The sequence below is a fragment of the Thermogemmatispora argillosa genome, from assembly GCF_059696725.1.
The window spans coordinates 1,233,262-1,259,151 of record NZ_AP019377.1; the positions used below are offsets into that span (position 1 = coordinate 1,233,262).

Consider the following 25,890-nt stretch of genomic DNA (forward strand, 5'->3'; position numbering starts at 1 on the left):
CAGCATGCCACAGGCTAGAAACGGAGGACCCGGCCCATGCCGCTAGATTTGCCACGACTGCTGATTGCCGGCACAGCCAGCGGCGTCGGCAAAACGCTGATGAGTTGTCTGCTGATTGCCGAGCTGCGAGCGCGAGGCTGGCGCGTGCAGCCGTTTAAGGTCGGTCCCGATTACTTGGATGCCTCGCATCTGGCACGAGCAGCGGGACGTCCCTGCTACAACCTCGATACCTGGCTCATGCCTCCGGAGCGTCTCCAGGCTATTTTTGCGGCGGCCTGCCACGATGCCGACCTGGCCATTATCGAAGGCATGATGGGCCTCTATGACGGACGCGAGGCGCAGAGCGATGCTGGCAGCGCCGCCGAGATCGCCCAACTGCTGAAGGCTCCAGTGATTCTGGTGCTGGACGCCTGGGCCCAGGCTCGCAGCGCTGCGGCGGTAGTACTCGGTTTTCAGCATTTCGCTCCTCAGCTCGCGCTCATAGGCGTGATGGCCAATCGCGTGGCAGGGGCCGGCCATGCTCGTCTGCTGCGCGAGGCTTTGACCTCGGCCTGCGGCTTGCCTCTCCTGGCGGCCTTCCCCGCGCTGAGTGAGGCCCCCTGGCCCGAACGTCACCTGGGACTGCTGCCAGCCACAGAGCAGGCGCTTAGTCCCGAGCGTCTTGATAGCTTGCTGACGCTCTTCCGCCAGTCCTGCCCCCTGGATCAGGTACTGACACTGGCCCGGCAAGCTCCTCCGCTGGTCGAGCGAGAGGCCCAGGACGAGCTGACCGCGGAGGCAGACCACGAACGGGTCCGCCTGGCTCTGGCTTATGATGAGGCGTTCAACTTCTATTACCCTGATACTCTCGACCTGCTGCGCCAGGCAGGGGCCGAGTTGGTTCCCTTTAGTCCGCTGCGTGATCGACAGTTGCCTGCGGATTGCTCTGGCCTGTATCTCGGTGGCGGTTTTCCCGAGGAACACGCCGCCCAACTGGCGGCCAATGAGGAGCTGCGCCAGGCGCTAGCCAGTCTTGTGGCGGCGGGCCTGCCCTGCTACGCAGAATGCGGCGGCCTGATGTACCTTTGCCGTCACCTGCGTACGGCCAGCGGCGAGGTCTATCCCATGCTAGGTCTGATCGAACGCGAATGCATCATGGAGAGCGGCAGCGCCGCTTTACAGATCGGCTACCGTCTGGCCCAGGCTCAGCGCGAGAACGTGCTACTTCCACGCGGGGTCCAAGTGCGCGGACACGAGTTTCACTATTCCAGGCTGGATAGAGGGCCAGCGCCGGCAGAGGCTGCCTATTTGCTTAGCTCGCCCGATGGTCAGCATCAGCAGTTTGAAGGCTTCGCCCGTGGGAACCTGCTGGCCAGCTACGTGCATCTCTCGTTCAGCGGCTTCCCCGAGGCTGCCTGGCGCTTCGTGGCGGCTGCTCGCCGCTGGCGCCGCCAGACCCTGAAGCGAGGCCTTCTACAGGCATAGGGGCTGGCAGACCGCTACGATCACTGCGCGATCGTAGGGCGACTGCCAGCCCCCTGCTCTAGGCGCTCAACTCACTCACTCACTCACTCACTTCGGTCCGAAAACCCCGAACTGATCGGCGTTCTGCGCCGTCACCAGGATGCAGTCGATCGACTGCTTCTCCGGTTGTCCTGTAGAACCGGTCTTGATGTACTTATCGGCCTCGTCCACGGCGAGCTGGGCGATCCGCACCGCCGGCTGCAAGACCGTCGCTTTGATCCCTCCCTGCTTAATGGAGGCAATCACGTCAGGACTGCCATCGAAGCCCACCACGATCACATTGGTCTTGTGGGCTGCCTGCAGCGCCGCCCAGGCTCCTAGCGCCATCGTATCGTTCCCGGCGATCACCCCCTTGATGTCAGGATGGGCCTGCAAGATGGTCTGCATCTTCTGGAAGGCCTCGGTCTGATCCCAGTTGGCGCTTTGCTGCGCCACCATCTTCATGCGCGGATACTGATCGATCACGTCGTGATAGCCCCGCGAGCGGATGGCCGCATTCGTATCCGACTGTTTCCCGAGCAGCTCCACATAGTTGCCCTCCTCTCCCATCAGCTTGACGAATTCCTGCGCCCCCAGGGTTGCCCCCTGATAGTTGTTCGACACAATCTGCGCTACGGCTATGCCCGTAGCATTGATCTCGCGGTCAATCAGGAAGACCGGTACGCCGGCATTCTTGGCCTTGCGCACTGCCGCCACCGTGGCATCTGCGCCCGCATTGTCGAGGATGATCGCCGCGGCGTGGCGGGCGATGGCTGTGTCGATCAGCTGATTCTGCTTGTTGACATCATCGTCGTGCGTCACCGCCACGGTCTCGTACCCCAGCGCCTGGGCCCGTGCCTTGGCGGCATCTGCCTCCGCCTTGAAGAAAATATTGTCGTAGGCCGGGGTGATAATGAAGATCAACTTCTTCCCACCCGAGCCGCTCGATGAGGTCGACGATGACTGGCCTGCGCTGCCACAGGCAGCCAGTCCCAGGCTGACCAGCAGCAGCACGGTCAGCACAGACAGCATCCGTCGCAGCATGGTTCTTTCCCTTCCTTTCAGCACGCTTCTTTGCTTGAGCGAGGTGTCTGCAGGCGCTCTCGCCCTCTGGCTGAGCGAGCGGAGCGCCCACTCATTGCTTTCCTTGGTCCGCGGGTTCCGCGGGTACTGCTGGCCCCCTTCCTGCCTGCAGAGCATCGCCCGGGGGCCAGTCCACTCCTGGGTCTCCCGGGGAGCGCTGGGCTGCGCTCCGTGCGAGGTTGGGCGCTATGATCCGAGCCCTGGGACCTCCCTGGCTGGCAGGGCCACGGTCAGGGAATCTCACCCCTCGCCTGCCAGGGTCGGTTCTCGCGCTGCACTGCGCACGTTCACACTTCTGCGGGTTCCTCCTCCTTTCTGCGCTGCTTTGCTCCGGCGCTCCTGCGGCCCTCCCCCCTTCACCTCTGGCTGGCTGGGCTGGATAGACTCAGGCCGCAATGGCACGCTTCTGCCAGCGCTGCTGGAGCTGGTCGATGACGACCGCCAGCACAATCACGGCACCTTTGATGACCATCTGCCAGAACTCGGAGACTCCGATCAGCACCAGGCCATCGCTCAGGACACCGATCACAAACGCGCCGATGATGCTGCCCAGGATGGTCCCCCGCCCGCCGAAGAGCGAGGTACCTCCCAGCACCACAGCCGCGATGGCATTCAACTCATAGCTCTCGCCCGTGGCCGGCTGGGCCGCCTGCAGCTGCGAGGCAATCACCAGCCCCGTCATAGCTGCGCAGAACCCCGAGATGACATAGACCAGCAGCTTGACGCGGTTGACGCGAATGCCCGACAGCTGCGCCGCGCGCTCGTTGCCCCCGATGGCATAGACCTGGCGTCCGAAAGGCGTGCGGCTTGCTACAAAGGAGGCCACGGCCCCAAAGATCACCATCAGCCAGATCGGCATCGGTATCCCCAGCAGGCTGCCTGTTCCCAAGAACGGGAAGCCCGTGTTGCCCAAGGCCGGATCACCCCCCAGGTCGGGGAAGGTTGCCCCGTTGGAGGTCAGGAGCGCCAGCCCGCGGGCCGCGTAGAGCATGCCCAGGGTGGCGATAAAGGGGGCCACACTCAGGCGCGTAATCACCAGCCCGTTGATGAGGCCCAGGACGATCCCGACCAGCAAGCCCACCAGGATCACGATCCAGACATTGAAGTAGACCACGACCCCAAACATGGGCAGCGGCAACCCCTGACTGATCAAATAGCCGGCCACCATCGCGGTCAGTCCCACAATCGAGCCGACCGAGAGGTCAATCCCCGCCGTCAGGATCACAAACGATTGCCCGATGGCCAGCAGGGCATTGATCGAGACATGCTCGGCCACGATGGTCAGGTCGTTGAGCGTCAGAAAGTCGGGCGAGAGGATCGAGAAAATGATCACCAGGATGATGAGCGCCACGAAGGCGCGCAACTGGAACAAGATGGTTTGGATCTGCCGGCGCTGCAGCGCGAAGCTGCGGCGAGCCGCTGGCTCGCGGCTGGCTACCGATGAAGGATTGCGCATGCTTCTCCCTCTTCCTGCTCGCTAGATTCGTGGGCGCGGCTGCTCGCGCCGTTCTTCCGAGGCCGGGGTGGCCCGGCTGGTATCCGTTGCCCCCAAGGCCAGCGCGCCACCGGCGGCCCACGCTTCGCCCGCTTCCTCCTCGGAGGTCGTTCCAGGCCCCTGACCCACCGAGGCCGCTGCGACCAGAGCCTCTTCGCTGACTTCTCCCCGGCGAAATTCCCCGGTCAGGCGTCCGCGGGCGAGCACCAGGATGCGATCGGCCACACGCATGACCTCACGCAGCTCCGAGGAGACGAAGAGGATGCCCAGTCCTTCTCGGGCGAGCTGATTCATCAGGCGGAACAGATCGGCCTTGGCGCCGATATCGATGCCGCGGGTCGGCTCGTCCAGCAACAAGACGCGCGGCTCCGTCAGCAGCCCACGGGCCACGACCACTTTCTGCTGATTGCCGCCGCTCAGGGCTTCGATCAGCGTCTGTGGCGAGGGAGCTTTGATCCCCAGGTCGTGCATCAGGCGGCGCACCGCCCTCAGCTCCTTCTGGCGTGAGAGGGCTGGCCCGCGCAGGTAGCGGCGCAGACTCGCCAACACCATGTTCTGGGCCACGGAGAGCGTGGGGACCAGCCCCTCCCGCTGGCGATCCTCGGGCACCAGGACCAACCCCTCTGCGATCCGCTCGCCGACGGTGCGCCCGCGCACTGGTCGCCCCGCGATCCAGAGGGAGCCGGTGGCCTCTGGATGCAGGCCCATCAGGCACTCCAGCAGCTCGGTGCGGCCCGCGCCGAGCAGTCCATAGAGGGCCACAATCTCGCCTGCTCGCACCTGGAATGAGACGTTGTCCAGGACCAGTCCCCCACCTGGACGGGGCAGGCTCAGCCCTTCCACGCGCAGCAGCTCCGGCCCAAGCTGGTGCTCCTGATGCAGATAGGTCTCGCCCACGCTGCGCCCGATCATCTGCTCGACAATCCAGTTGACATCGATCGCGCTGACGGGGGCTTCGGCAATGCGATGGCTGTCGCGCAGCACCGTCACGTAGTCGCCAATGCGCAGCAGCTCCTCCAGCTTGTGCGAGATGTAGATGATCGAGACCCCCTGCGCCTTCAGTTCACGGATGACGCGAAAGAGGACCTCGACTTCCGCGGTCGTGAGGGCTGAGGTCGGTTCGTCCATGATCAGGATGCGCACGTCGCGCGCCAACGCCTTGGCAATCTCCACGACCTGCTGTTGGCCCAGGCGCAGCGTCCCTACGATCGCCTGGGGATCAATGGGCTGCTCCAGCCGCTGCAGGAGCTGGCGAGCGCGTTCCTGCTGCCGACGGCGATCGACCAGGAGCCCGTGCCAGGTGGTGGCCTCATGGTCGAGCAGGATGTTTTCGGCCACGCTCAGATTGGGAAAGAGGTTCAGCTCCTGATAGATGATGCCGATGCCGGCCCGCGCCGCCTCACGTGGCGACTTGAAGTGCACCGGCTGCCCCTCTAAGAGCAGGCGGCCACGCGTGGCGGTCTCTGCCCCCGCGATGATTTTCATCAGGGTGGATTTGCCCGCCCCGTTCTCGCCAATGAGCACGTTGACTTTGCCGCGATAGACGTTGAAGTCCACGTTGTCCAGGGCGACAGTGCCGCCGTAGATCTTGGTCATGCCCTCGGCCCGCAGCACGATGTCGGGGGTCTGTTCCTGTTCCTGGTCAGCTCCCTTCATGCGCTGGAACCCTCCACCTGGAGTTTGACCGGTGCCACCAGAATGAACTGAGGATCGGTCAGGGCAAAGACGCCGTAGAACTGGATGAGCTTCCCTTTGAGCTGCGTGGGATGGATGCTCTGGGCGACCTGCACCGCGCGCGCGTTGAGGGCGTCGGCCACCTGGGCATATTGGATCTGGTTGACAAACTGGCTGAAGTGGAGAAAGCCGACGCCGTCACGGATGGCCGTTCCCAGGATGACCGGCCCGATCTGGAGCAAGAGGTCGGCCTTGCCATCGTAGGGCGGCAGATCGAGGCCCAGCGTGCCATTGCGCGAGGCGGTATTGATGCTGACGACGCGCCCAATGCCTTTGACCATGAAGGTATAGGGGCCATCCCCTTCTTGATGGCCATAGCGCTGCTGGGCCGCCTGCGGGTTGGCTTTGAGCGCGGCCAGAACCTCACTGGCGTCGTGGGCCTGCTGCACCACGGTCGGGACGACACGGCTGTCCCAGATCTGTTGGACATAGCGCTCAGGGTCAAAGTTCTGGGCGCTGCTGCCTCCGCCAGGCGCGTTGCCGCTGGTGGCATTCAGTGGGCGCACCGTGTACAGGCTGCAGGCCGACAGGAGCAGACAGATGAGCATGGCCAGTCCACTCCCTAGTAACAGCAGCCGGCCACGGCTGCGCCGCGCGGAGGCCATCCGTGGCCGGTTGTGCTGCTTCGTGCGGCTCATCCTCTGAGCATGGTCATACATAGAGTCCTCCCAACCAGGCATTGGTCGGTCATTGTTGGCTTTGCTTGCCTGCACGCACGGCAGGTCGTTTGTCCTCTGGCTTAGCGCGCGGCAGTGGTAGCGTCTCCGCCACCCTCGGGGGCCGTTACCTGAGTTTGTTTTTGCTCCACCAGCCAGCGCGCCGTGAGGTGATCGGTGATCAGGACGTTAATCCAGCGCCCCTCAAGGGCCCCTCGAATAGCCGCATGTTTGCGCTCGCCCCCAGCCACGCCAACCGCGTATTTGACGCGCTGCAGTTGCTCCAGGCGCATACCGATGACGCGTTCGTCGAGCGGCGTCACTACCGGACGCCCCTGGGCATCGAAGAAGCGTAGCACTATGTCGCCGACGGCTCCATGCTCGCGCAGCATGTGTAGTTCTTCGAGAGAGAAGATATTGCCGCTGCTGGCCAGCAATGCCGAGGGTTCAACCGCGCCGATGCCAACCAGTGCCACGGTGACGCTGTCGAAAAGCTGGTAGGCCTCGCGCACAAACGGATCTTCAAAGAAGATCTGGCGGGCCTCCGGTGAGCTGACGACGCCTGGCGCCGGCAGGAAGACCGCTTCTCCGTGCAGGAGCTCGGCCAGACGGCGCGTGAGCTGGGTCGCGTGAACTTCCGCCGCCGGGTTGCCAATGCCTCCCAGGATCTGGACCACTTTGGCCCGCGAGGGCTGCGCCAGTGGGTGCATGGCGTCGACCATCGCCAGCAGCGAGGCGCTCCAGGAGGAGATTCCGACGATCTCTCCCGGGGTGATCTTGGACTCTAGCCAGAAAGCCGCCGCTCCTCCAATGGCTTGCAAGATCTGGTCGTTATTAGCGTCTTCTGGACAATCTGCGACAACAGCCTCTTTGAGTCCGTAGAGGGCCTCTAGCTGATTCTCCAGATCGGTATAGACACCGCGCGGCATGCTCACCGTAATGCGTACAATCTGCTCTTGCTGGGCCCGTTTGAGCAGGCGCGAGACGTTGGATTGCGAGAGCTGCAAGCGCTCAGCAATCTCTACCTGCGAGAGGCCACGCTCATAATAAAGGCTGGCAACCTTGGCCATCAGGCGCAGATCGTCAATGCGTGCCATATGCGCGTTACTCCTTACGCCGGACCTCGATCCTTCTTACCGGCGCCCCGCGGATCGGTGTAGCCTGGCGCGCGCGACCGCCTCCTGCCAGCCGGCATAATAGGCCTCGCGTTCCTCTGCCGCTAAGGCCGGCATGAAGCGCTGACGGGGACGCGGTAGGGCGGCGATCTCTTCCTCGCTCGCCCATAGGCCCACCGCCAGACCAGCCAGGTAGGCGGCTCCCAGCGCCGACACATCTGCCGATTCACAACGCAGCACCGGCTTGCCAATGATGTCGGCCTGAAATTGCATCAGCAAATCGTTGCGCGTGGCACCACCATCGGCTAAGAGAACCTGGAGTTCGACGCCCGCTTCCGCTTGCATGGCGTCAAAGACGGCACGCACTTGATAGGCAATGGCCTCGATGGTGGCACGGGCTAGCTGCGGCAGGGTGCTGGCCTGTGTCAGGCCGCAGATGAGACCGCGCGCCTCTTTATCCCAGTAGGGCGCCCCTAAACCACTGAGGGCCGGCACGAAGTAGAGGCCTCCACTATCAGGTACACTGGCCGCCAGGGCCGCCAGTCCGGTCACAGGATCGTCAAGGCCAAGGAAGCGCCCCAGCCATTCGACAGCGGCTCCGGTGACGTAAATATTGCCTTCGAGCGCGTAGGTGACGCGCTCGCCAATGGCCCAGGCAATGGTTGTTGATAGGCCACTCTGCGAGAGACGTGGCTCCGGCACCGGGGTCATGAGCGATGAGCCGGTACCGTAGGTAGCTTTGACGGACCCCGGCAGAAAGCCGGCCTGGCCAAAGAGGGCAGCGTGTGAGTCGCCGATGAGGGCCGCGATGGGCAGGCCCGCTGGTAGGGCGCCACAGGCAACTGTGCGGGCGTGAATGGCTGCCGACGGCTGGACTTGCGGCAAGAGAGCCGCCGGCACTCCCAGCAGGCGCAGTAATTCGTCGTCCCAGCAGCGCCGCTGCAGGTTGAATAGCTGCGTGCGGGAGGCGTTGGTCATGTCGCAGACGTGGGCTGCCCCGCCGCTGAGCTGCCAGCAGAGCCAGCTGTCAATTGTCCCAGCACAAAGCTCACCGGCCTCAGCTCGCTCCAGTAGATGCTGTTCTTCCAGCAACCAGCGGATTTTTGTCCCCGAGAACATGGGGTCAATGGTCAGGCCGCTGCGCTCACGGATCAGCGGCTCAAGGCCGCGCTCTTGTAGGGCCTGGCAGAGCTGGCGCGAGCGCTGGCATTGCCAGCTCACGCAGGGACCAAGCGGCTTCCCGCTGCTACGCTCCCAGAGCAGCACCGATTCGCGCTGATTGCTGATGGCTACGGCCACCGGCTCTATGTCCGAACCGCCCTGCTCCAGACAGGCAGCGCTGGCCTCTACAACGCTCTGCCATAGCTCTAGCGGGTCCTGTTCGACCCAGGCTGGGCGCGGATAGCGACGCTGCACCGGACGGCTGGCCCGCGCGAGCACCTGCCCTGCGCTGTCGACCAGCAGGGCCTTGGTGTTGGTCGTTCCCTGATCAATGGCCAGGATTGCCGTCTGCTTCATGGCTGTGCTCTCGCTTTGAGAAGCTCTAACGCCGCGGCCCGAATGCCAGCCGGCGTTAGACCGAAATGCTCTAAGAGATACTCGGGCGAGCCGGTGGGCGCGAAGACGCCGGGCACGCCCAGAATGCGCATCGGTACAGGATAGGTGGTTACGACCACCTCGGCGACCGCTCCCCCAAGCCCTCCGTAGATGGTATGCTCTTCGACGGTGACAATGGCGCCAGTGCTGCGCGCTGCCTCGATCACTGTCTCGCGATCGAGCGGGCGAATGGTGGCCATGTTGATCACCGCCGCCTCGATGCCGTCGTTCGCCAGCAGTGTTGCAGCCTCCAGGGCGCGGGCCACCATTACGCCAGTAGCAATGAGAGCGACATCGCTGCCTTGGCGCAGCCAGCTCGCCTTACCGATGCGAAAGCGATAGTCGGCGGCATGCACTTGCGGCACCGGCATGCGACTGATGCGCAGGAAGAACGGACCCGGGACCCGCGCAGCTTCATGGATGGCCTGAGCGGTCTCCAGTGGGTCCGCCGGCACGATCACCGTGAGATTGGCAATGGCGCGCGTCCAGGCCAGATCCTCGATCGAGTGATGGGTTGGTCCCAGCTCGCCGTAAGCCAGGCCGCTGCTCATGCCGCACAGCTTCACGTTGGCCTGGGAATAGGCCAGATCCACTTTGATCTGTTCGAGGGCGCGCGCGGTCAGGAAGGGTGAAGCCCCGCTAACAAAGGGTATCTTGCCGCCGTTCGCCAGGCCGGCAGCGACCCCAACCATGTTCTGCTCAGCAATGCCGACGTTGACCAGCCGCTGTGGAAAGGCCGCCTTGAAGCCTTTGAGCTTGCTGGAGCCAAGGGAGTCGTTGATCACGACGACGATGCGCGGATCGTTGCGCGCCGCCTCTTCCAGGGCCTGGGCAAAGGCATCGCGACAATCGTAGAGCTGGCTCATCCTCGCACCGCCTCCTGTAGCTCCCGCAAGGCCCGCTCAGCTTCTTCGGGCGTCGGTACTCGATGGTGCCAGTCAACATTGTCGCACATGAAGGAAACCCCCTGACCTTTATGTGTATAGGCAATCAGGCAGCGCGGACGCCCAGGCTCCCAATTCTCTCCCTGCAGCGCTTCCAGGAGAGCCGCGTAGTCATGTCCATCGACTTCGCGCACTGCCCAGCCGAAGGCACGCCATTTGTCGGCCAGCGGCTCCAGGCGAATAGTCTCTTCGGTCGGCGCTCCTTGCTGGAGCCGGTTGCGGTCGACGATGACGGTCAGGTTGTCTAGCCCGTAGTGAGCTGCGGCCATAGCTGCCTCCCAGTTGCTGCCCTCCTGCAGCTCGCCATCGCCTGTGAGCACGTAGGTGCGCCAGGGGGCACCGTCGAGCCTGGCCGCCAGCGCCGCCCCGACACCGATCGAGAGACCGTGGCCCAGAGGGCCGGTGCTGGCCTCGACCCCTGGAACTTTGGTGCGGTCAGGATGACCGTTAAGGCGCGAGAGCGGCTTCATGAAGGTCTCTAGCTCGCTCGTCGGGAAGAAGCCAGCTTCGGCAATGGTGTTGTAGAGAGCCCCGGCACAATGCCCTTTGCTGAGAATAAAGCGATCGCGATCAGGGGCATCGGGACGCCGCGGGTCAACGCGCAGGACCGCAAAGTAGAGCGTGACCAGGATGTCAAGCGCGGAGAAGTCGCCGCCAATATGCCCCATGCCAGCCCTCTGGATCATCACAAGGTCTCGCTGACGCAAGAGGTTGGCTTTCTTGCGCAGGGCCGTAAGCTGGTCCTCACGCTCCTGGGTCATGCTTGCTCTTCGCCTCCGTCCAGTCCCAACAGGGCCGCAAAGACAAGCTGCTGCGCCTGTAGGGCATCTTGCCGCTCCTGGGCTTGCTTGAGGGCCTCCAGGTTGAGCCGCTGGCGCACCCGGTCAAGCGCCCGGATGCGCTTGATGCTGACGCGCGCCGCTTCTACTGGGTCTTCGCGGAATGGGAATTGGTCTAGTAGGATGGGACGCTGCCAGCCAATGCGCTCGACGGCTTGCAGGAATTCGAGTGTTTCAATGACGTGAATGGAGGCCACGGCAAGGTCGTCGTCCCATTCACGCCAGTTATCGTTGACTTCTATGCTTGTCAGTTTGCCATGACGTGCGATCAACTGGAGTGCTTCGGCTGGCGTCTCTTTCGCGAAAAGCGAGTGGCCCAGGTCCATGACGATGCCGACGTTGTTGACCCCCATCTCTTGAATGGCGAGCAGGGTGCGCGCCGAGGAGCTGAGCACGAGATGGACGCGCGGCTCTTTGGCTTTATATTCGATGGCGTATTGCATGTCAGGGTTGGCTTCGGCCACTGCCCGAATGCCGTTAACGGTGAAGTCCCAGAGCTGCAGGTGGTCGGCCTGGAAGGGGTAGTCGTAGCCGTCTTGCCCTGGCCAGAATTTGACGTAGTCCGCTCCAAGCACACGGGCGACATCGGTGGCTCGCTTGCCAAGGTCGATGGCCTGCTGCCGCACCGCTGGATCAGGATGGGTAAAGCTGCCGCGCGCGAAACGCTGGTCGTAGATGACTGGGGTGACGGCAATGGCTCGGAGGCCGTTGCGCTCCAGCGCTTCTTTGACTTGCTCCGGGCTGAGGTCTTCTTCGGGGAAGGGATAGTTGATGTCAAGCCCGACTAGCTCGCCAACACGCCCGGCTCTCTCGATAGCTTCTAGGGTGCTGACCGGCGGCCCGTAGGCATTGGTGGCATAGCGGTCGATAAACTGGCCAAAGAGCCAGATACCCGCACCAAATCGGAGGCCGTTGCTCATGTCGTCTCTCTCCTCGCCTCTGAATAATTATTCAACACTGAAAAAATATTCATCACAGTGATAAGTGTACCGGGACAGGGGCACTCTGTCAAGAGGTCAGGGCTGGGAATTTGTGCCCGCTTCGTCTTTCATCGCTGGCGCGTCTTGCCCTGAAGAGTGGGAACAGCCTGTCTGTCTCGCTGCGTCGGGAAGGGCTTGAGAGGCGAGGTGTCGGCCGGGCCGGCTCAGCGGTCGCGCGGCAGGGGGCCAGCAGGCAAGGCAGCGGCTGGCAATAGAGGGCCTCTCCGGCCAGGGTGCTGCCGGGGCATAGTCGCAGAGCTGGTTTTGTGCTACACTGAGGACGATCAGACCAGGAGGAGAGGCGGTTTGATGCACACACGGCCTGACGATGATGAGGCGAAACTGCTCGCTCGTAGCCAGAGCGGTGACCTGGACGCCTTTAATGAGCTGGTTCTGCGCTACCAGGCCAGTGTTTATAATCTGGTTTTGCGTATGCTGGGCGATCCTGAGCTGGCTGCTGACATTACGCAGGACACCTTTCTCTCGGCTTTTCGTCATCTGTCTACGTTCCGCGGCAGTACAGCTTTCCGCCCCTGGCTGCTACGTATCGCCTCGAACCTGGTCTATGATCACTGGCGGCGCCAGCGCCGTTATTTCAGCGAGTCGTTAGAGGCGGCCAGCGATGAGGATGACCCTCAGTCTTCCGCGACGCTGGCACAGCTGATTACGTCAGATCCAGAGGCCAACCCAGAGCAGCACTTGCTTTATCAAGAGCTACAGGAGCTGCTGCAGCGCGGCCTGGCGGCGTTGCCCCCTGAGCAGCGTCTAGCAGTGATACTGTGCGATATTGAGGGCCTCTCATACGAGGAGATCGCCACCGTTATGAGTACGTCGCTCGGGACGGTCCGCTCACGGATTGCCCGAGGCCGCGCTCGCTTGCGCGCTTATCTGGCTCGCTATCAGGAACTTTTGCCACGCCAGTTTCGTTCTCCCTAAGAGGTGTCGCCCTCCCCCGCCGCTGGCTTTGACTGGGCGGCCAAGGAGGCGAGGGAGTCAGCGCTCATGCGGCCTAGACGGCTCGCCAAGGGGCAATCTCTTTCTGGTACTGGAGTGAGTGAGTCGTGGTACAGGATCATCAGGAGCATCCAACGCTGGAGCAGCTTTCCGCTTATCTGGATGGGGCGCTCTCTTCTGAAGAGCATGCTTTCTGCGCCTCCCATGTACCACATTGCCCGTCATGCCGCTCAGAGCTGGCAAGCTTGGGCCTGACGCGCGATTTGCTGCGTGCGCTGCCGCGCGCCACGCCGCCGCGCACTTTTACGCTGACACCAGAGCTGCTCAGCGCCTCCTACCCGCCAGAAAGATCAAGGCCGGTTGAGTCTGAGAAAGCGTCAGCAGCGGAAGCGCCGACCACCCCCCTGGTCTCCTCGGCTCCCCCGGCTCGGAGACGCCCGCCACAGCCTACAGCGGGCGCACGCGCGAGGCGCCAGCATGTGCGCCGCGCTGTGCAGGTGATAAGCGCTCTGGCGGCGGTCATCGCTCTAGCGCTACTCCTATCAGGGCTGTTACCAGCGCTGCGCGGCAATTCCTCAACGAGCATCAGCCCAGCAGCGCAGAGGCCGATGGAGATGGCCCCCCATGCCGCTACGCCCACAATTATCGCTGCTACAGAGCAGCCGCAAGGTGCTGATCGCTCTCCCCAGGTAGCAGCGGGCCACACGGGTCCCCAGCCGAGCCTGACGAGTCCCGCTGGTTCGGCTGGCACTCCGCCGGCTCAGCAAGCTCACCAGCTCAGACCGACCTCCCCTGGTTCCGCTTTCTCTTTCGATCTGGCCACCCCTGAGATGCGTCTGTTGCTGGGTGGTCTCTTGTTTGCTGTGAGCCTTGCTAGCTTGCTGATGACGCGACGCGCCCGCTCTTCGCCTTAGCGGGCAGCCGGTGCCCACTTAGGGCAGCTTGACCCCGATGTCGGCCAGGCCCTGACGGAGGGTCTGCTCATTAAGCTCGGTAATGGCGACGGCGCGTACGATGCCCTGACGATCGATAAAGTAGGTGGTTGGTATGGCTGTGACATGATAAGCAGCGTTGACGCTGCCGCCGGCGTCGAAGAGCAGGGGATAGGTGACCTTGAAGGCGCGGCCAAAGCTGGCGATGTCTTCTTTGGGATCAGCCTGGTTGATACCGAGCAGGACAAAGGCGCCTTGTGCGCCATATTGCTCATAGGTGCGCTGCAAGAGGGGTACTTCACGTCGGCAGGGATCACAGGATTCCGACCAGAAGTTGATGACGACCGGGTGGCCACGCAGGGCTTTGAGATTGACGGTTGGGCCACCGCGCCCGCCGTAAACGGGCAGGGTGAAGTCCGGGGCCGGCTGCCCAACGGCAATGCCTGGGGTCGGGGCCGTCGCTGGCGCAGGCAGCAGTGTCAGGACAATGTAACCTCCGGCCAGTAAGGCTACCAGCACCAGGACGCCAATGAAGATGAGCCGCCGTCGATCGCGCGGCTTGCCTACCTCTTGCTCGTAGTGAGCGGCCAGCTCTTCTTCGAATTCACGCCGCTGTTCTCGCGCAAGTTGTCTCTCTGTTCTCTCTTTGCTGATAACTCCGCGTTTCTGTGCCATGTATGCAACCTTGGAGGGATAGGGTGCGCTCCGCTCGGGAGAATCTACCATTTCGTCTACCCCATACTATAGGCCGGGCCGCAGCACACATGCAAGCCTCGCGCGCCGCTCTCTCCCTTTCACTGACTGCTACAGAAACGATTGCCCCTCCCTCTATGGAAGAGTCGGGGAAGATCAGCTATGCCAGAGGCGAGCAAGCTCGCCAACCAGCCAGTCATAGGAGGGAAAGGGCTCGCCAAGACCTGACGAGGATCACAGTCCGCTCACGAGAGGTCGGCAAGCGACAAACGCAGGCCTGGGCAGGGCGGCAGGCAGTGCAAGTTTGCATAGGTTTTTGTATAATCTACACGATCCGATCAAGCTTTTGCAGGATTCACCGCTTTGAGTGGGGCACTGCCTGCGGGAGGCTCTTTATGGAGACAGTTCTACTGGTCAGCTTTGCCATTGTCAATGTCATTGTTACCGCCGCCTTTGCTGGCGTTGTGCTGATGCAATATCTGCAGCGGCACCGTCCCCATCAGCTCTACTGGTCGCTGGCGCTGGGCATGGCCTTTGTCGCCACACTGGCCTACGTGCTCATGATTCCTGCGCAGCCGACGAGCGCACTGGGCACTGTGCTTTTCCGCATCTACTATATTCTTGGCGCCGCTCTCACTTCGGCCTGGCTCGGGCTGGGCAGCATTGCCCTGGTCAGCAGCCGACGTGTAACTCTGGTCTGCCTGATTGCGCTCTCCCTGGTGAGTTTGCTGGCCATTGTCTCGATTGCCACAGCGGGAGTGGATCAGCAAGCCCTCAGCCACGTTGTTGGCAGCTCAGGCCGTGGCGTTCTCCAGCTCGGGGCTGGCGTCATCACCATCATTGTACTTAACACCGTCGGCGTAGTGGCCGTGGTCGGCGTCCTGCTTTACTCACTCTGGAAGCTGTTGCGTCGTCAGCCGTCGATCCGCGGTCTGCAGACCAGCAATATCTTTTGGGGCAACATTCTGATCCTGCTCGGTGAGCTGCTCAATGCCGCCGCTGGTACCTTTGCGCGCTTCATGGGGCTGGAAAGCACGTTCTGGCTTTTCATGGCTCTGGGTTGGATCGTCTTTTTCTGCGGTGTTCTCCTCACCGGACGGCGCGCGCCGCAGCCAGCGCCAGCGATGCCAGCGGCAACCGGCGCTGCTTCCTCCAGCCAGCAGCCGGCTTCATCCTAGCTGGCGCGAGCCGTCAGCTCTTCTTCCGCGAAGACGCAGACAGGAGCGAGTGGGATGGGGAGAATGGTCAGGGACTCAGTCACCTCCTCCCACTCGCTCCTTGTTGCAGATGGCGCGGGAAGGTTCTGCCGCACAACAGGCCTGCTTGCTTTTTATGCTGGCGCCTGCCTGCTCCACTGCGCTGAGCTGAGTTTAGCTCCCCGCCTGTAGCTCACCAAGCGTCACCGTCACTGTTAGCTGCTGATTGCCCCGATAGACTGTCACCCTGGCGGTTTGGCCAGGACTCTTGTTGACCAGAATATCGCTGAGGGTCTGGTTATCGGTCACCTTCTGACCATCGATGGCCACGATGATATCACCGGCCCGCAGGCCCGCGCGGGCCGCCGGACCATTGGCCGTCACCGAGACGATCAGGGAGCCATAGTCGACCGGCAGATTATCCTGAGCTGCCAGTTGCGGCGTCACCGAGGCCACGCGCACGCCCAGGGCAGCCCGGCCTGTATGCGTGACCTGGCCAGTAGCGATAATCTGCTGGGCGATGAAACGCACGCGGTTCGAAGGGATGGCAAAGCCAACGCCGTTGGCCGGCGTATTGAACTCTGGGTCAATAGCGGCCACCGTCGGGATACCAATTACGTTGCCCGAGAGATCGACAAGCGCGCCGCCGCTATTGCCAGGGTTGATCGGCGCGTCGGTCTGAATGGCATTGGCAATCACGGCTGTTCCCTGCCCTTCTTCCGAGACCGTGCGGCCCAGGGCGCTGATGATGCCGTGGGTCACTGTCTGCGTCTCGCCCAGGGGGTTCCCAATGGCCAGCACCTCTTGCCCAACCTGCAGCTTCGAGGAGTCGCCCAGTGTGGCCACCGTGATATTGCTGGGCGGATTGATCTTGACCACCGCCAGATCGTCGGCGGGGTCAGTGCCAGCTACTTGAGCGGTCAGATGGGTGCCATCGGCCATCACGACCTCAATCTGCTGGGCGTTCTCGACAACGTGGTAGTTGGTCACAATGTAGCCGCGCTTGTCGATAATAACTCCAGAGCCGATGCCCGAGGCACCAGAGGCCGTCGAGACGTTGATCTGGACCACAGCGGGCTGTACTTTGGCAATCGCAGCCTCGCGCGCCTGTTCATCGGTCGTTACGACCTTAGTGGTCGTGTTGCTGCTGCTGCTGCCAGTCTGCAGGGTCGCCGACGAGACGCCGTTTGCATTGCCGAACTGCCAGCCTGCGGCGAACATTAGCCCTCCAAAGAGCACGGCCAGGATCAGGGTAATGACTACTGCGCGCAGGGTCGAGCCTCGCCTTGGAGGAGCAGGCGGCATGACCGGGCCACCTGCTCCATAATATGGGCCACTCATGGGCAGTGCTGGGTCGCCTGGTCCTCCTGGCCCTCCTGTCCCCGCTGCGGTTTCACTCGGATGATACTGATAGGCCACTGTTTGCTGATCGTGAGGATCTGTCATCCCCGTTTCGTCTTCTGCGTGCGGATTATACATGAGCCTGCAACCTCCGTCGATACTCTCTCCCGACACTGCTTTCTATAATACTACTACTAAGAGAAGGACCCCGGGTGAGACAGTGGGGAGGCAAGGCAGACGCGGAGCCTCTCCTCCGCGCTCCACGCGAGACCGTCAGCACGGCGGTCCCGGACGATGCTGCCTCTGCGTACACAATCGGGATAAGGCCGATCACTACCGGGTTCGTGCATTTGTTTTCCTGCCTGTACTATAGCGGGAGATCGTCAGAGATTCCTTAGAGATCTGTAAAGAAAGGGTAAAAGAAGGCGGTGCAAGGGCGTTCTTCCTACCTCTTTTTATACTGTTTTACCTCTATGAGAGCATAATGGCGCCTCTGCTCACGCCGGGCTTCCTCGCAAGACGCGAGCAGAGGCGTCTGACAGGCATGCCCTCGAACAAGTCGTCATTTATGAGGTCTGTCACGCTTAGCGCTAGAAGGCCGCTCGCGGCTAGCGTTGCATTGAGGGATAGACCTGCTTGCTCCACGCGTTCCGCCCGTCATACCCACACGCTTCATGTGTTTTCTTCAGATGGTACAATTGTTAGCTGGGAAGAGCATTCGCGAGGAGAGGAGGGAACCACCAGAGGCCTCTACAGGACCCTGGATACGAGCCAGCGCGGCTAAGACCCCTTGCCCGGGTCTGCCCTCTCATGAGATAATGGGCATCTACAGATAGCGAGGCTGTGCACTCTGCTTGCAGGACAGAGACCAAGCAGCCTTTGAGGCAGAAAAGGAATGGCAGAGAAGCAAACACCCCGAGAGCAACAAACGCAGTTAACCGTAGAGGACCTCTGTCGCCAGGGCAGAGAGCAGCTCCAGCGCCGGGACTGGCAGGCTGCCGCCAACAGCTTTCGGCAAGGGCTGGCGCTTGATCCCGAGAATGAAGAGGCCCTTACCGGGCTTGCCCTTGCCCTGGATGGCAGCGGCGCCTACGAGCAGATGCTTGCTGTCAGCGAACAGGCGCTGGAGGTCCAGCCACATTCCGCCCTGGCTTTCGCCTGCAAGGCACGCGCCTTGCAAAAGCTAGAACGACTCTCTGAGGCTACGATCGCCAACGATCAAGCGCTGCTGCTTGATCACCATCTGGCTCTTGCCTGGCTCAACCGTAGCGGTCTGCAGATTCTCCAGCAGCGCTTTCCCGAGGCCCTGCGCAGTGCTGAGCGTGCTCTAGAGCTTGATCCCAGCGACGCCCGCGCCTGGGCCAACAAAGGCACAGCCCTGCTGAATCTCAATCGCCTCTCCGAAGCCCTGGAAGCGTTTAACCAGAGCCTGGCGCGCGATCCCGACTATCTCTTTGCCCTTCAGATGAAAGGTGAGCTGCTGCGCCGCCTGGCCCGTCCCCAGGAAGTGCGCGAACTCATGCATCGCGCCCTGCAGCTAGCTCCGAATGACCCGCTCTCGCTCCTGCTGCTGGCTCAGGCTCTGCGCGCGCTGGGCGAAATGGAGGAGCTATTTGAGGTGACCAGTCAGCTGACGCGCCTGACCCCTGGCAGTCTGGTAGCCTGGGAGATGCATATGCGTGCTCTGCGCAGCCTGGGACGCTTCGAGGAGGCCGTTGAAGCTATTGAGCGCGTGCTGGAGCTGGACCCTCACAATGTGCGCTTCTGGACGATCAAGGCCGATAACCTCTATCGCCTGGGCCGCTACCGTGAGGCTGCCCGTGTCGCCAGCCACGCCTTACAACTGGCCCCTGACTATCGCCCAGCCCAGCGTATCCATGAAAAAGCCGTCCGTCTCATGTATCAGCACAAGGAGCGTCGCTTGCGCTGAGGCAGGCCAGGGTCCTTCCTGGTCAGGCTCATGGAAGCACCCGGAAAGAGATAGAGACGCTGTCTCTTTCCATCCCTTATGTTCTGTATGGCCACTCTGGCCCAGGCAGGACGGGAGGCACCCGCGCGCTACGCTATCCTCCCGACTGCATCTCCAATAGCCGCTGCAGGAGGGGGAGCAGCAGATCCTGACGATGGGCACGCAGCGGCGCGCGCAGGCGCTCGGGTACGAGCACGCGAATACGCCGCTGATGTAGTTCGTAGCGCGCCAAATCGTCCGGCTGCAGACCGGTCGCCTGGACCCAGGTCACCAGGTCGTCCATGCCCACCGGCGGGTTGGCAAACCAGACCCAGACGTCCATCTCCCAATTGACCGGGCGCGGAATGTCGATCAAGACCTCGTAGTCGGCGATCTCGGTCTCCAGCGCTCGCCCTAGCTCTGCGGCTAAGGCCTGCTCAACACGTCGCCGACGCTGGGCATCCCAGTAGAGCGCATCGAGCCGCTGAAAGAGTTGGCCTGCTGGACGGCTGATCTCCAGAGCATCCTTATAGGGGCGACGCAACTCCAGCGCCTCTGTCAGCGCCCGCGCGGCTGGGGGCATCTGCGGCTCAGCCAGCAGCGTGAGCAGCGAAGCATCATCCAGGCCGGTCAGCCGCTCGGCGCTCAGTGCTCCCGCCAGCAACGCCTCTTGTACGGCGCGCATCAACATCACCTGAAAGGCCCGGTTCGTATGGTGCCAGTAAATATTGTCAAACATCTCCTGGCGCGCATGCAGTAGCGAATGTAGCGGACTAATCCCCTTGTGCGTCACGACGATGCGCCGCTGGCCCTGGACATTGGGATGAATGCGTAGCGCCCCTTGCAGGCGCGCTACATCGACGCCACCGTAGGGCACGTTGCAGGCCCGTGCATCTCGCGGCAGATAATCCAGCTTATCAACGTCCAGGGCCCCGCTGAGTAGACTGCGCAGCAGCTCGTCGTCCTCGGGGAGGCGCTTGCCCGGCGGCGGATCGATAAAGTCCGCCACACGCTCTGGCGAGAGCTGGTACTCCTCTTCCAGAATGGTGGCTATTTCGCTATTCTCAATGATCGCGCGCCCAACGCGCTCATGGGCTATGATCGGATGGCCCAGCTCCTCAATCACATGCGAGAATGGATAGTGCCCAATATCATGGAGCAGAGCCGCTACAATCAGCGTCTGTACACTTTTGACCGAGATGCCGTAGAGGCCTCCGTTACTGCCGCGCTGGAGCAGTGCCCGCACAGCGCGCACAGCTAGATGGTAACAGCCTAAGCTGTGCTCATAGCGTGTATGTGTGGCTCCCGGCCAGATGCGATAGACAAATCCTAGCTGTTTAACTTTCTGTAAACGTAAAAAGGGAGCGCTGCTGATCAGTTTGATTTCGCGCGGACCTAGAGGGATGAGATCATAGAGGCTGTCACGCACGGTGCTAACGGGTTCTTCATCGGGCAGCAGCGGCAAGCCACGACCATCGCGCCAGGGCTGCCACATCCCCGGTTGCACTACCTGCGGCCTCTGGGGCGTTTCCTCCTCCTCCGCTTCTGTCAGAGCCGGGATGTTGCCCGTCAGCATCCCTCGAGGCCCCGTAGCGAGCGCGTCCCTTGGTTGTTCCTTCGTGCTCATGCTTCGATTCTACCAGCTTCTGGGAGCAGAGAGCCAGAGTCTGCCTTCCCATAGGTCAGGACCGGACACGGTCGGTCCTGGCGCCGCGATCATGGACGGCAGACCAGTCAGCCAGTACTCTTGCCCTAGCCATGTCTCTTGCGCTTGCAATCACCTGGAGCGGCGCCTATAATTAGGCATGTCTTTCAGGGAAGCCAGACAGCGTGCTTGTGCTAGCGACGGGCACTTATCTCCCGTCGCTTTCTCATTTGTGTCGCGCTTTCCTCGCTTTCCTGCCTACTCACTGCTTTTTTCTGTTTGTCTCTGGACTATGTGGAAAGAGGGAGAACAAGCACTGATGACCACGCCACCAGCTCAAGCGGCCTGTAAGCTGCTGGTGATCGATATCGACGGCACGCTGCTGACGCCCGGGGGCGAGATTACAGAGGGTACGCGCGCTGCTATCGCTGCGGCGCGGGCTGCCGGCGTCATTGTAACTCTCGCAACCGCCCGCCGCTATGGGAACACGGCCAGCATCGCGCGTGAGCTGGCTTTGAGCGCGCCGCTGATCCTCTACGACGGAGCCTTGATCGTCGAGCACCCCAGCGGGCGCATCCTCTATAGTAATCCGCTGCCAGACCAGGTGGCCCAACAGGGCATCGCGCTCTTTCTCGCCGAGGGTCTGCAGCCGGTGATTCAGCCGCTCGGCGACCCTCTGCATGAGGAGGTATGGACCGGCCCCGCCGAGCTGGATTCACCCTGGCAACAGATCTACTTTACGGTTCACGCCGCCGAGCTGCGTCGACTGCCACGCGCGCGCTTGCTGACGCCGGACAAGCCTGTGTTGCGCCTGGTAGGCCTGGAGGCCCCGGAGCGGCTGCGCCTGCTGCTGCCCGCCGTGGCCGCGCTCGACTGCTCCTGGCTCCTCCTGGAGCGTGGCAACTACCAGTGTGGAGAGCTGTCCCTCTTGCGCGCCGGCTGCTCGAAAGCCACAGCGGTGGCCGCCCTGGCAGCACAGCTAGGCATTCCGCTGTCCGAGGTGATGGCTATCGGTGACAATGAGAACGACATCGCGATGCTCTCCCTGGTCGGCTTCGGGGTCGCTATGGGCCAGGCCAGCGCCGCAGTCAAGCAGGCAGCCCGGGCTACGACTACCAGCAACAGCGAGGACGGGGTAGCCTACGCTATCGAGCGCTATTTACTGCGGGCGGCCCGTACCAGCGATTCGAACTCGCGCAGGCGCTCCACCTGCTTGTGATTCGGAGCTGCCTGCCAGCGTCGCTGCTGCACCAACGCCAGGGCATCGCGCGCGTGCATACCCCCATAGACGAGTACAGCGCAGGCCAGCAGGGCGCTGCGGCCTACCCCATGTTCACAGTGCACAAGCACGCGCCCACCACGCTGGATGCGCTCATTGACCCAACGCGCCCCCTCTAGTAGTTGCTCCAGCGAGAGTGGCTGCGTATCAGGAGTGGGCAGATGGAGCAGCTCAATGCCCGCTTTAGCCAGAGCCTGGCGATCATCGACATATTCGGCCCGCGTGTCGACCACATGGGTGACGCCCAGGCGCGCCAGGGCCTTGATGTCCTGCGGATGAATACGTCCCCCGACCGCCAGTTGATCCGTAATCCAGCTCAGGTTCAACTGATCAGGCAGGGGAATATGTAAGGCGCGCGCCAGGCGCTCGCCCGGCGAATTCTCCGGGAAGAGGTGGGCAGCAATGCGCGTCCAACGGCGGTAAAGCACTCGAATGATCCCCGTCAAGGCCCAACGTAAGCGCGAGAACTCAAGGCGCGGAGCGTCGCCAGGTGCCGCGACCGCGCCCGTCGGCGGGTCTGCATCGGGAGGATCGCCCAGATATTGCGGCTTCGGTGCGTTGCTTGGTTTCAGTTGCTCACTCGTATGCTTTTGCTCCATGCTCTATGAATCAAAGAAGCTCCCTTACCTTGATTGATTTTTAGCATTTTATTGCATTTAACAACCCTCCCCCCTCCACTCCAGCGAGCCATTCTGACACGGCAAGTTACCCAGCCGCCGGCGACAGCCAACGCCCCCTGGCATCGACCGGGCCAGATAGAGGGCAGGGGCTAGCGCGAGGTCACCAGCGGGGGCAAGTCAGTGGCCTGGGCCCGCTCTTCGGCGGCATCGCGCTGCATAACGCGCTCCAGGGCCACAATTGCACACTCTATCATGCTATCATCAGGCTCGCGCGTCGTCAAACCCTGAAGCGCCAGGCTGGGAGCCAGCAGGAAGCGCACCGGCGGTAGATGGTACCAGGCCGCCCCCAGGCGCAACAGCTCGTAGGCCAGAGCAGCGATAACGGGCACGAGCAGCACGCGCGAGAGGAGTCGCAGCCAGAGCGAAGGGAAGCCCACCAGGGCAAAGACCACGATCGAGACGACGACGACCAGCAGCAGGAAACCGGTGCCGCAGCGCGTATGCACGCGCGAGGCGGCGCGCACGTGAGGCACATCGAGCGGGTCGCCTTGTTCCATAGCATTAATCGCCTTATGCTCGGCGCCGTGATAGCCAAAGACGCGCTGGACCTCGGCCAGCCGTCCGATCAGGAGGAGATAGCCGATGAGGAGCGCCAGCCGAATAAGTCCCTCAAGGAAGAGGTTCAGCCAGCTACCCCCTATCTGGTGCGGCACCAGGCTCGCCAGAAAGACCGGTAGCAGGAAAAAGAGGGCCACGGCGAAGCCGAGTGAGATTACAAGGGGAGCAGCCAGGGCCAGCCCGCCGGGCCGCGCCGGAACCTGTTCATCGGAGGCCGCGCCTGCCCCTGCCCCTGATCTTGCCGGCTCCTCCAGTCCAAGGGCCACATTAGCCGAGAGTGCCATCATACGCGTTCCCAAGACCAGCATCTCCCACAGCAGCAAGAGGCCGCGCAGAAACGGCAGACGAAAGAGAGGGTTGCGATAGAGCCGCGGCTGCAACGGCTCCTCATACAGGTAGATGCTGCCATCGGGTCGGCGCACGGCCATCGCCACCGAGGTGCGTCCGCGCATCATGACGCCTTCCATGACGGCCTGTCCGCCGTAGTAAAATTTGGAAAATCCCGCAGTGAAGCGCTTGGCCATCATTTCCCTTTCACTTTGGCAGTGGCAACCTGGGCTACGGCCTGCCGCTCTTCCCAGGGGCCCGGCTGGCCCGGTGGCGGCAGGTAGCTGAGAATGAGTCGAGCGATATCGAAGGCCGCCTGGGGTCGGCTCAGGCGTTTTGCATTCTCAATTCGCTGCTGCAAGAGGGTCGACCCTGGCTCAAGTAGTTCCTGCAGTGCCTTCACCAGTTGCTGAGGCTTGCGCGCGAGGACGCCTACCCCATTGCGCTCAACAAAGGTGACGTTGCCTTCCTCTTGACCAGGCACGTAACCGCTGAGGATGATGGGGAGGTTGCAGGCCAGGGCCTCGCAGATCGTGCCCGGGCCAGCTTTGGTGACGATGACGTCGGCGGCATGCATGAGCTCGGGCATGTTGGTGACAAAGCCCATGATTTTGGCGGGCACCTGCCACTTTTTTTGCTCCTTCTGTAGCTGGGCATAGAGGTGGCGGTTGCGGCCCGTGACAACCAGAAGCTGTACCGGTAGTCGCGCCTGCGAGATGGCTTCAACCGCTGTGCGCAGGCCGCCGCTGCCTTCGCCTCCTCCCACCAGCAGCACCACTGGACGCTCTGGCTCCAGTCCAAGCTGTGCCCGCAGCTCCTCACGACTCGCCACCGGCAGGGTAAAGCGCGGGTGAATCGGCATGCCGAGCAGATGTACACGCTCCGGGTCCAGGCCACGTGCCAGGTAGAGCTGTCTGGTCTCTTCGGTGGGGACCACATAGGCGGTGGCCCCTTCGGTAAACCAGGAATGATGTGCGGAGATGAGGTCGGTCACGACGACGAGGAAAGGCACTGGGCGCGCCAGACGGCGCAGCGCAGCCACGGTGACGTAGTTGAGCAGGGGATGAGCCGAGACAATGACGTCAGGTCGCAGCTCGCTGAGGCGCCGCTCCAGGCCTTTGAGCATCAGTGGACTGAGAAGCTGCTGCATTTCCTCGATGCGCCTGGGATGGTTGGAAAGATGAAAGACAAGCCCGTACAGTCCAGGGGTGTAGCGGCTGGCCGGGCCATACAGCCTGGCAAATTGGCGCAGGGGAAAGGCGCCGCACTCTTCAAAGGCTTCCACGATTTCGAGGCGGAGTCTGGTATCAGTCTCGCCTCCGTCAGATCCAGCGCTGGCCGCGGCTCCGTTGCTCGCATCTGGTTGCTGGTCTGTTGGAGTCCGCGCCGTTTCTTCTAGTTTACTGTGCTGGTGACGTCCAGCGCCTCCATTGCCTGGCTCGGCCTGCTGAAGCAGTTGGATGGCGCTGCTCATGGCCAGAGCCGCGCTACGATGGCCTCCTCCTGTGTCGGAGATCAGAAAGACAATACAGCGTTGATTCACCGGGGCACGCTCCCCCTTCCGTTCACTGCCCGGCTCCGAGGTGGAAGCCGGTAGGACGAGTATAGCATAGCCCAGAGTAGACAAGCAAGCTGTGCTCACTCATGCCACTCTTGCATGATAGAGCAGGCTCTATGTGCTGTGCATAGCTGGCTAGACAGCGGGGCCGATGCTCTTGCCTTGGGCTGCGCCTGGCCAGGCTAGACCAGCGATGAGACGGCGCAGCGGTGGCAGGCGATCGGCCCCCTGTCCCTTCTGCCGCTTACCTTTACTTGATAGCGGCTTCTTCTTCCTGCAGGTTAAAGCGCTTGCGGAAGCGCTCCACACGGCCAGCCGTATCAAGGATGCGCTGCTGACCCGTGAAGAATGGATGGCACTTTGAGCAGATGTCGACCTTGAGCACCGGTTTGATGCTCATAGTCTGGAAGGTATTGCCACAGGAACAGACGACTGTGGCCTCAACATAGGTCGGGTGAATGCCCTTCTTCATGACACAGACTCCCTAGTCATATTGACACAGTAGGATGAGTGGCGAGCACGATGGTTTCGCGTACGCTGGCTTGTAGCTGGTAGCGACACGATTGTAGCGAGAGGAATGGAGTACGTCAAGGCGCGGCGGCCCCCGCCTTGCCTCTGTGAGACCGCGACCAGCCCTTGCTAGCTTGCCTCCGCGCCGCGCCTGGAGCACAAGGGGTCCCCCCTTGCTCTCTTCTTTCTTCCCCCGGCAGGATGGTTATCCTGCAACGTGCTTGCGGGGACATGTGTACGTTACGTACGGGACTATTCTACCATAGAAACACAAATCTGGCGGGATTTATGCCCGATTCTCCCGTCTCCCGCTGGTCCTGGTTGTGGATAGAGCGCTCTGGCTCT

22 protein-coding genes are annotated in these 25,890 nt (G+C 62.3%); 6 read left to right on the forward strand and 16 right to left on the reverse strand.

The features are described 5' to 3' along the window. Positions 1 to 36: 36 nt before the first annotated feature. Positions 37 to 1,464, forward strand: a complete 1,428-nt coding sequence (locus AC6H1L_RS04840; RefSeq protein WP_497600409.1) for a cobyrinic acid a,c-diamide synthase CobB — start codon at positions 37 to 39, stop codon at positions 1,462 to 1,464. Between the two features lie 87 nt (positions 1,465 to 1,551). Here AC6H1L_RS04840 and AC6H1L_RS04845 read toward each other — a convergent pair whose 3' ends face one another. The 9 genes from AC6H1L_RS04845 to AC6H1L_RS04885 form a co-directional block, all read right to left on the reverse strand. Beyond that, the gene (locus AC6H1L_RS04845) at positions 1,552 to 2,526 is read right to left on the reverse strand and encodes a D-ribose ABC transporter substrate-binding protein (RefSeq protein WP_497600410.1); all 975 of its coding nucleotides are present in this window, start codon (positions 2,524 to 2,526) and stop codon (positions 1,552 to 1,554) included. Between the two features lie 424 nt (positions 2,527 to 2,950). Then, the gene (locus AC6H1L_RS04850; RefSeq protein ID WP_497599897.1) at positions 2,951 to 4,021 is read right to left on the reverse strand and encodes an ABC transporter permease; all 1,071 of its coding nucleotides are present in this window, start codon (positions 4,019 to 4,021) and stop codon (positions 2,951 to 2,953) included. A gap of 21 nt (positions 4,022 to 4,042) precedes the next feature. Then, a complete protein-coding gene (locus AC6H1L_RS04855; protein WP_497599898.1) occupies positions 4,043 to 5,716 on the reverse strand; it encodes a sugar ABC transporter ATP-binding protein in 1,674 nt (557 codons plus the stop codon). After that, positions 5,713 to 6,453 (reverse strand): DUF2291 family protein, encoded by a 741-nt coding sequence (locus AC6H1L_RS04860; protein ID WP_497600411.1) that lies wholly within the window; start codon positions 6,451 to 6,453, stop codon positions 5,713 to 5,715. Before AC6H1L_RS04860 ends, AC6H1L_RS04855 begins: the two co-directional genes overlap by 4 nt. Before the next feature lie 80 nt (positions 6,454 to 6,533). Then, positions 6,534 to 7,547, reverse strand: a complete 1,014-nt coding sequence (locus AC6H1L_RS04865) for a sugar-binding transcriptional regulator (protein ID WP_497600412.1) — start codon at positions 7,545 to 7,547, stop codon at positions 6,534 to 6,536. A gap of 36 nt (positions 7,548 to 7,583) precedes the next feature. Then, positions 7,584 to 9,083, reverse strand: a complete 1,500-nt coding sequence (locus AC6H1L_RS04870) for an FGGY family carbohydrate kinase (protein ID WP_497600413.1) — start codon at positions 9,081 to 9,083, stop codon at positions 7,584 to 7,586. Then, positions 9,080 to 10,027: a transketolase family protein gene (locus AC6H1L_RS04875; protein WP_497600414.1), complete on the reverse strand. Its 948-nt coding sequence runs from the start codon at positions 10,025 to 10,027 to the stop codon at positions 9,080 to 9,082. The genes AC6H1L_RS04870 and AC6H1L_RS04875 overlap by 4 nt, the downstream gene beginning before the upstream one ends. After that, complete coding sequence (locus AC6H1L_RS04880; RefSeq protein ID WP_497600415.1) at positions 10,024 to 10,866, reverse strand: transketolase; 843 nt, start codon at positions 10,864 to 10,866, stop codon at positions 10,024 to 10,026. Before AC6H1L_RS04880 ends, AC6H1L_RS04875 begins: the two co-directional genes overlap by 4 nt. Then, positions 10,863 to 11,864, reverse strand: a complete 1,002-nt coding sequence (locus tag AC6H1L_RS04885) for a sugar phosphate isomerase/epimerase family protein (protein WP_497600416.1) — start codon at positions 11,862 to 11,864, stop codon at positions 10,863 to 10,865. Before AC6H1L_RS04885 ends, AC6H1L_RS04880 begins: the two co-directional genes overlap by 4 nt. Before the next feature lie 369 nt (positions 11,865 to 12,233). On the opposite strand from AC6H1L_RS04885, the gene AC6H1L_RS04890 reads away from it, so the two are divergent. Both AC6H1L_RS04890 and AC6H1L_RS04895 read left to right on the forward strand, forming a co-directional pair. Continuing rightward, positions 12,234 to 12,860 (forward strand): sigma-70 family RNA polymerase sigma factor, encoded by a 627-nt coding sequence (locus AC6H1L_RS04890; protein WP_497600417.1) that lies wholly within the window; start codon positions 12,234 to 12,236, stop codon positions 12,858 to 12,860. 125 nt (positions 12,861 to 12,985) lie between these two features. Beyond that, the gene (locus AC6H1L_RS04895) at positions 12,986 to 13,792 is read left to right on the forward strand and encodes an anti-sigma factor family protein (protein ID WP_497600418.1); all 807 of its coding nucleotides are present in this window, start codon (positions 12,986 to 12,988) and stop codon (positions 13,790 to 13,792) included. 18 nt (positions 13,793 to 13,810) lie between these two features. Here AC6H1L_RS04895 and AC6H1L_RS04900 read toward each other — a convergent pair whose 3' ends face one another. Beyond that, on the reverse strand, positions 13,811 to 14,485 hold the full coding sequence (locus AC6H1L_RS04900; protein WP_497600419.1) for a TlpA family protein disulfide reductase: 675 nt from the start codon (positions 14,483 to 14,485) through the stop codon (positions 13,811 to 13,813). Positions 14,486 to 14,898: 413 nt separating this feature from the next. Here AC6H1L_RS04900 and AC6H1L_RS04905 point away from each other — a divergent pair, with 413 nt between their 5' ends. Continuing rightward, positions 14,899 to 15,681, forward strand: coding sequence for a hypothetical protein (locus AC6H1L_RS04905; protein WP_497600420.1), 783 nt, complete (start codon positions 14,899 to 14,901; stop codon positions 15,679 to 15,681). Between the two features lie 192 nt (positions 15,682 to 15,873). Here AC6H1L_RS04905 and AC6H1L_RS04910 read toward each other — a convergent pair whose 3' ends face one another. Further along, entirely contained in the window at positions 15,874 to 17,178 is a 1,305-nt protein-coding gene (locus tag AC6H1L_RS04910; protein ID WP_497600421.1) for a S1C family serine protease, read from the reverse strand. 757 nt (positions 17,179 to 17,935) lie between these two features. Here AC6H1L_RS04910 and AC6H1L_RS04915 point away from each other — a divergent pair. After that, positions 17,936 to 18,970, forward strand: coding sequence for a tetratricopeptide repeat protein (locus AC6H1L_RS04915; protein WP_497600422.1), 1,035 nt, complete (start codon positions 17,936 to 17,938; stop codon positions 18,968 to 18,970). A gap of 133 nt (positions 18,971 to 19,103) precedes the next feature. On the opposite strand, the gene AC6H1L_RS04920 is transcribed toward AC6H1L_RS04915, so the two are convergent. Continuing rightward, positions 19,104 to 20,615: an HD domain-containing protein gene (locus AC6H1L_RS04920; protein WP_497600423.1), complete on the reverse strand. Its 1,512-nt coding sequence runs from the start codon at positions 20,613 to 20,615 to the stop codon at positions 19,104 to 19,106. A gap of 337 nt (positions 20,616 to 20,952) precedes the next feature. Between AC6H1L_RS04920 and AC6H1L_RS04925 the strand changes: the two genes are divergently transcribed. Beyond that, positions 20,953 to 21,852, forward strand: coding sequence for a Cof-type HAD-IIB family hydrolase (locus AC6H1L_RS04925; RefSeq protein WP_497600424.1), 900 nt, complete (start codon positions 20,953 to 20,955; stop codon positions 21,850 to 21,852). On the opposite strand, the gene AC6H1L_RS04930 is transcribed toward AC6H1L_RS04925, so the two are convergent. The 4 genes from AC6H1L_RS04930 to rpmE form a co-directional block, all read right to left on the reverse strand. Continuing rightward, positions 21,789 to 22,511 carry a protein-tyrosine phosphatase family protein gene (locus AC6H1L_RS04930; RefSeq protein WP_497600425.1) on the reverse strand — a complete coding sequence of 241 codons (723 nt, stop codon included), beginning with the start codon at positions 22,509 to 22,511 and terminating at the stop codon, positions 21,789 to 21,791. The genes AC6H1L_RS04925 and AC6H1L_RS04930 overlap by 64 nt on opposite strands. A gap of 170 nt (positions 22,512 to 22,681) precedes the next feature. Then, a complete protein-coding gene (locus AC6H1L_RS04935) occupies positions 22,682 to 23,677 on the reverse strand; it encodes a DUF1385 domain-containing protein (RefSeq protein ID WP_497600426.1) in 996 nt (331 codons plus the stop codon). Continuing rightward, positions 23,674 to 25,020: an MGDG synthase family glycosyltransferase gene (locus AC6H1L_RS04940; protein ID WP_497600427.1), complete on the reverse strand. Its 1,347-nt coding sequence runs from the start codon at positions 25,018 to 25,020 to the stop codon at positions 23,674 to 23,676. The genes AC6H1L_RS04935 and AC6H1L_RS04940 overlap by 4 nt, the downstream gene beginning before the upstream one ends. Positions 25,021 to 25,285: 265 nt before the next feature. Then, on the reverse strand, positions 25,286 to 25,507 hold the full coding sequence (gene rpmE / locus AC6H1L_RS04945) for a 50S ribosomal protein L31 (RefSeq protein ID WP_497600428.1): 222 nt from the start codon (positions 25,505 to 25,507) through the stop codon (positions 25,286 to 25,288). Between the last annotated feature and the right edge of the window lie 383 nt (positions 25,508 to 25,890).

Bases quoted from the DNA above. Each gene is read 5' to 3' on its own strand.
- AC6H1L_RS04840 (WP_497600409.1), top strand. From the start codon at position 37: ATGCCGCTAGATTTGCCACGACTGCTGATTGCCGGCACAGCCAGCGGC.
- AC6H1L_RS04845 (WP_497600410.1), bottom strand. From the start codon at position 2,526: ATGCTGCGACGGATGCTGTCTGTGCTGACCGTGCTGCTGCTGGTCAGC.
- AC6H1L_RS04850 (WP_497599897.1), bottom strand. From the start codon at position 4,021: ATGCGCAATCCTTCATCGGTAGCCAGCCGCGAGCCAGCGGCTCGCCGC.
- AC6H1L_RS04855 (WP_497599898.1), bottom strand. From the start codon at position 5,716: ATGAAGGGAGCTGACCAGGAACAGGAACAGACCCCCGACATCGTGCTG.
- AC6H1L_RS04860 (WP_497600411.1), bottom strand. From the start codon at position 6,453: ATGTATGACCATGCTCAGAGGATGAGCCGCACGAAGCAGCACAACCGG.
- AC6H1L_RS04865 (WP_497600412.1), bottom strand. From the start codon at position 7,547: ATGGCACGCATTGACGATCTGCGCCTGATGGCCAAGGTTGCCAGCCTT.
- AC6H1L_RS04870 (WP_497600413.1), bottom strand. From the start codon at position 9,083: ATGAAGCAGACGGCAATCCTGGCCATTGATCAGGGAACGACCAACACC.
- AC6H1L_RS04875 (WP_497600414.1), bottom strand. From the start codon at position 10,027: ATGAGCCAGCTCTACGATTGTCGCGATGCCTTTGCCCAGGCCCTGGAA.
- AC6H1L_RS04880 (WP_497600415.1), bottom strand. From the start codon at position 10,866: ATGACCCAGGAGCGTGAGGACCAGCTTACGGCCCTGCGCAAGAAAGCC.
- AC6H1L_RS04885 (WP_497600416.1), bottom strand. From the start codon at position 11,864: ATGAGCAACGGCCTCCGATTTGGTGCGGGTATCTGGCTCTTTGGCCAG.
- AC6H1L_RS04890 (WP_497600417.1), top strand. From the start codon at position 12,234: ATGCACACACGGCCTGACGATGATGAGGCGAAACTGCTCGCTCGTAGC.
- AC6H1L_RS04900 (WP_497600419.1), bottom strand. From the start codon at position 14,485: ATGGCACAGAAACGCGGAGTTATCAGCAAAGAGAGAACAGAGAGACAA.
- AC6H1L_RS04905 (WP_497600420.1), top strand. From the start codon at position 14,899: ATGGAGACAGTTCTACTGGTCAGCTTTGCCATTGTCAATGTCATTGTT.
- AC6H1L_RS04910 (WP_497600421.1), bottom strand. From the start codon at position 17,178: ATGTATAATCCGCACGCAGAAGACGAAACGGGGATGACAGATCCTCAC.
- AC6H1L_RS04915 (WP_497600422.1), top strand. From the start codon at position 17,936: ATGGCAGAGAAGCAAACACCCCGAGAGCAACAAACGCAGTTAACCGTA.
- AC6H1L_RS04920 (WP_497600423.1), bottom strand. From the start codon at position 20,615: ATGAGCACGAAGGAACAACCAAGGGACGCGCTCGCTACGGGGCCTCGA.
- AC6H1L_RS04925 (WP_497600424.1), top strand. From the start codon at position 20,953: ATGACCACGCCACCAGCTCAAGCGGCCTGTAAGCTGCTGGTGATCGAT.
- AC6H1L_RS04930 (WP_497600425.1), bottom strand. From the start codon at position 22,511: ATGGAGCAAAAGCATACGAGTGAGCAACTGAAACCAAGCAACGCACCG.
- AC6H1L_RS04935 (WP_497600426.1), bottom strand. From the start codon at position 23,677: ATGATGGCCAAGCGCTTCACTGCGGGATTTTCCAAATTTTACTACGGC.
- rpmE (WP_497600428.1), bottom strand. From the start codon at position 25,507: ATGAAGAAGGGCATTCACCCGACCTATGTTGAGGCCACAGTCGTCTGT.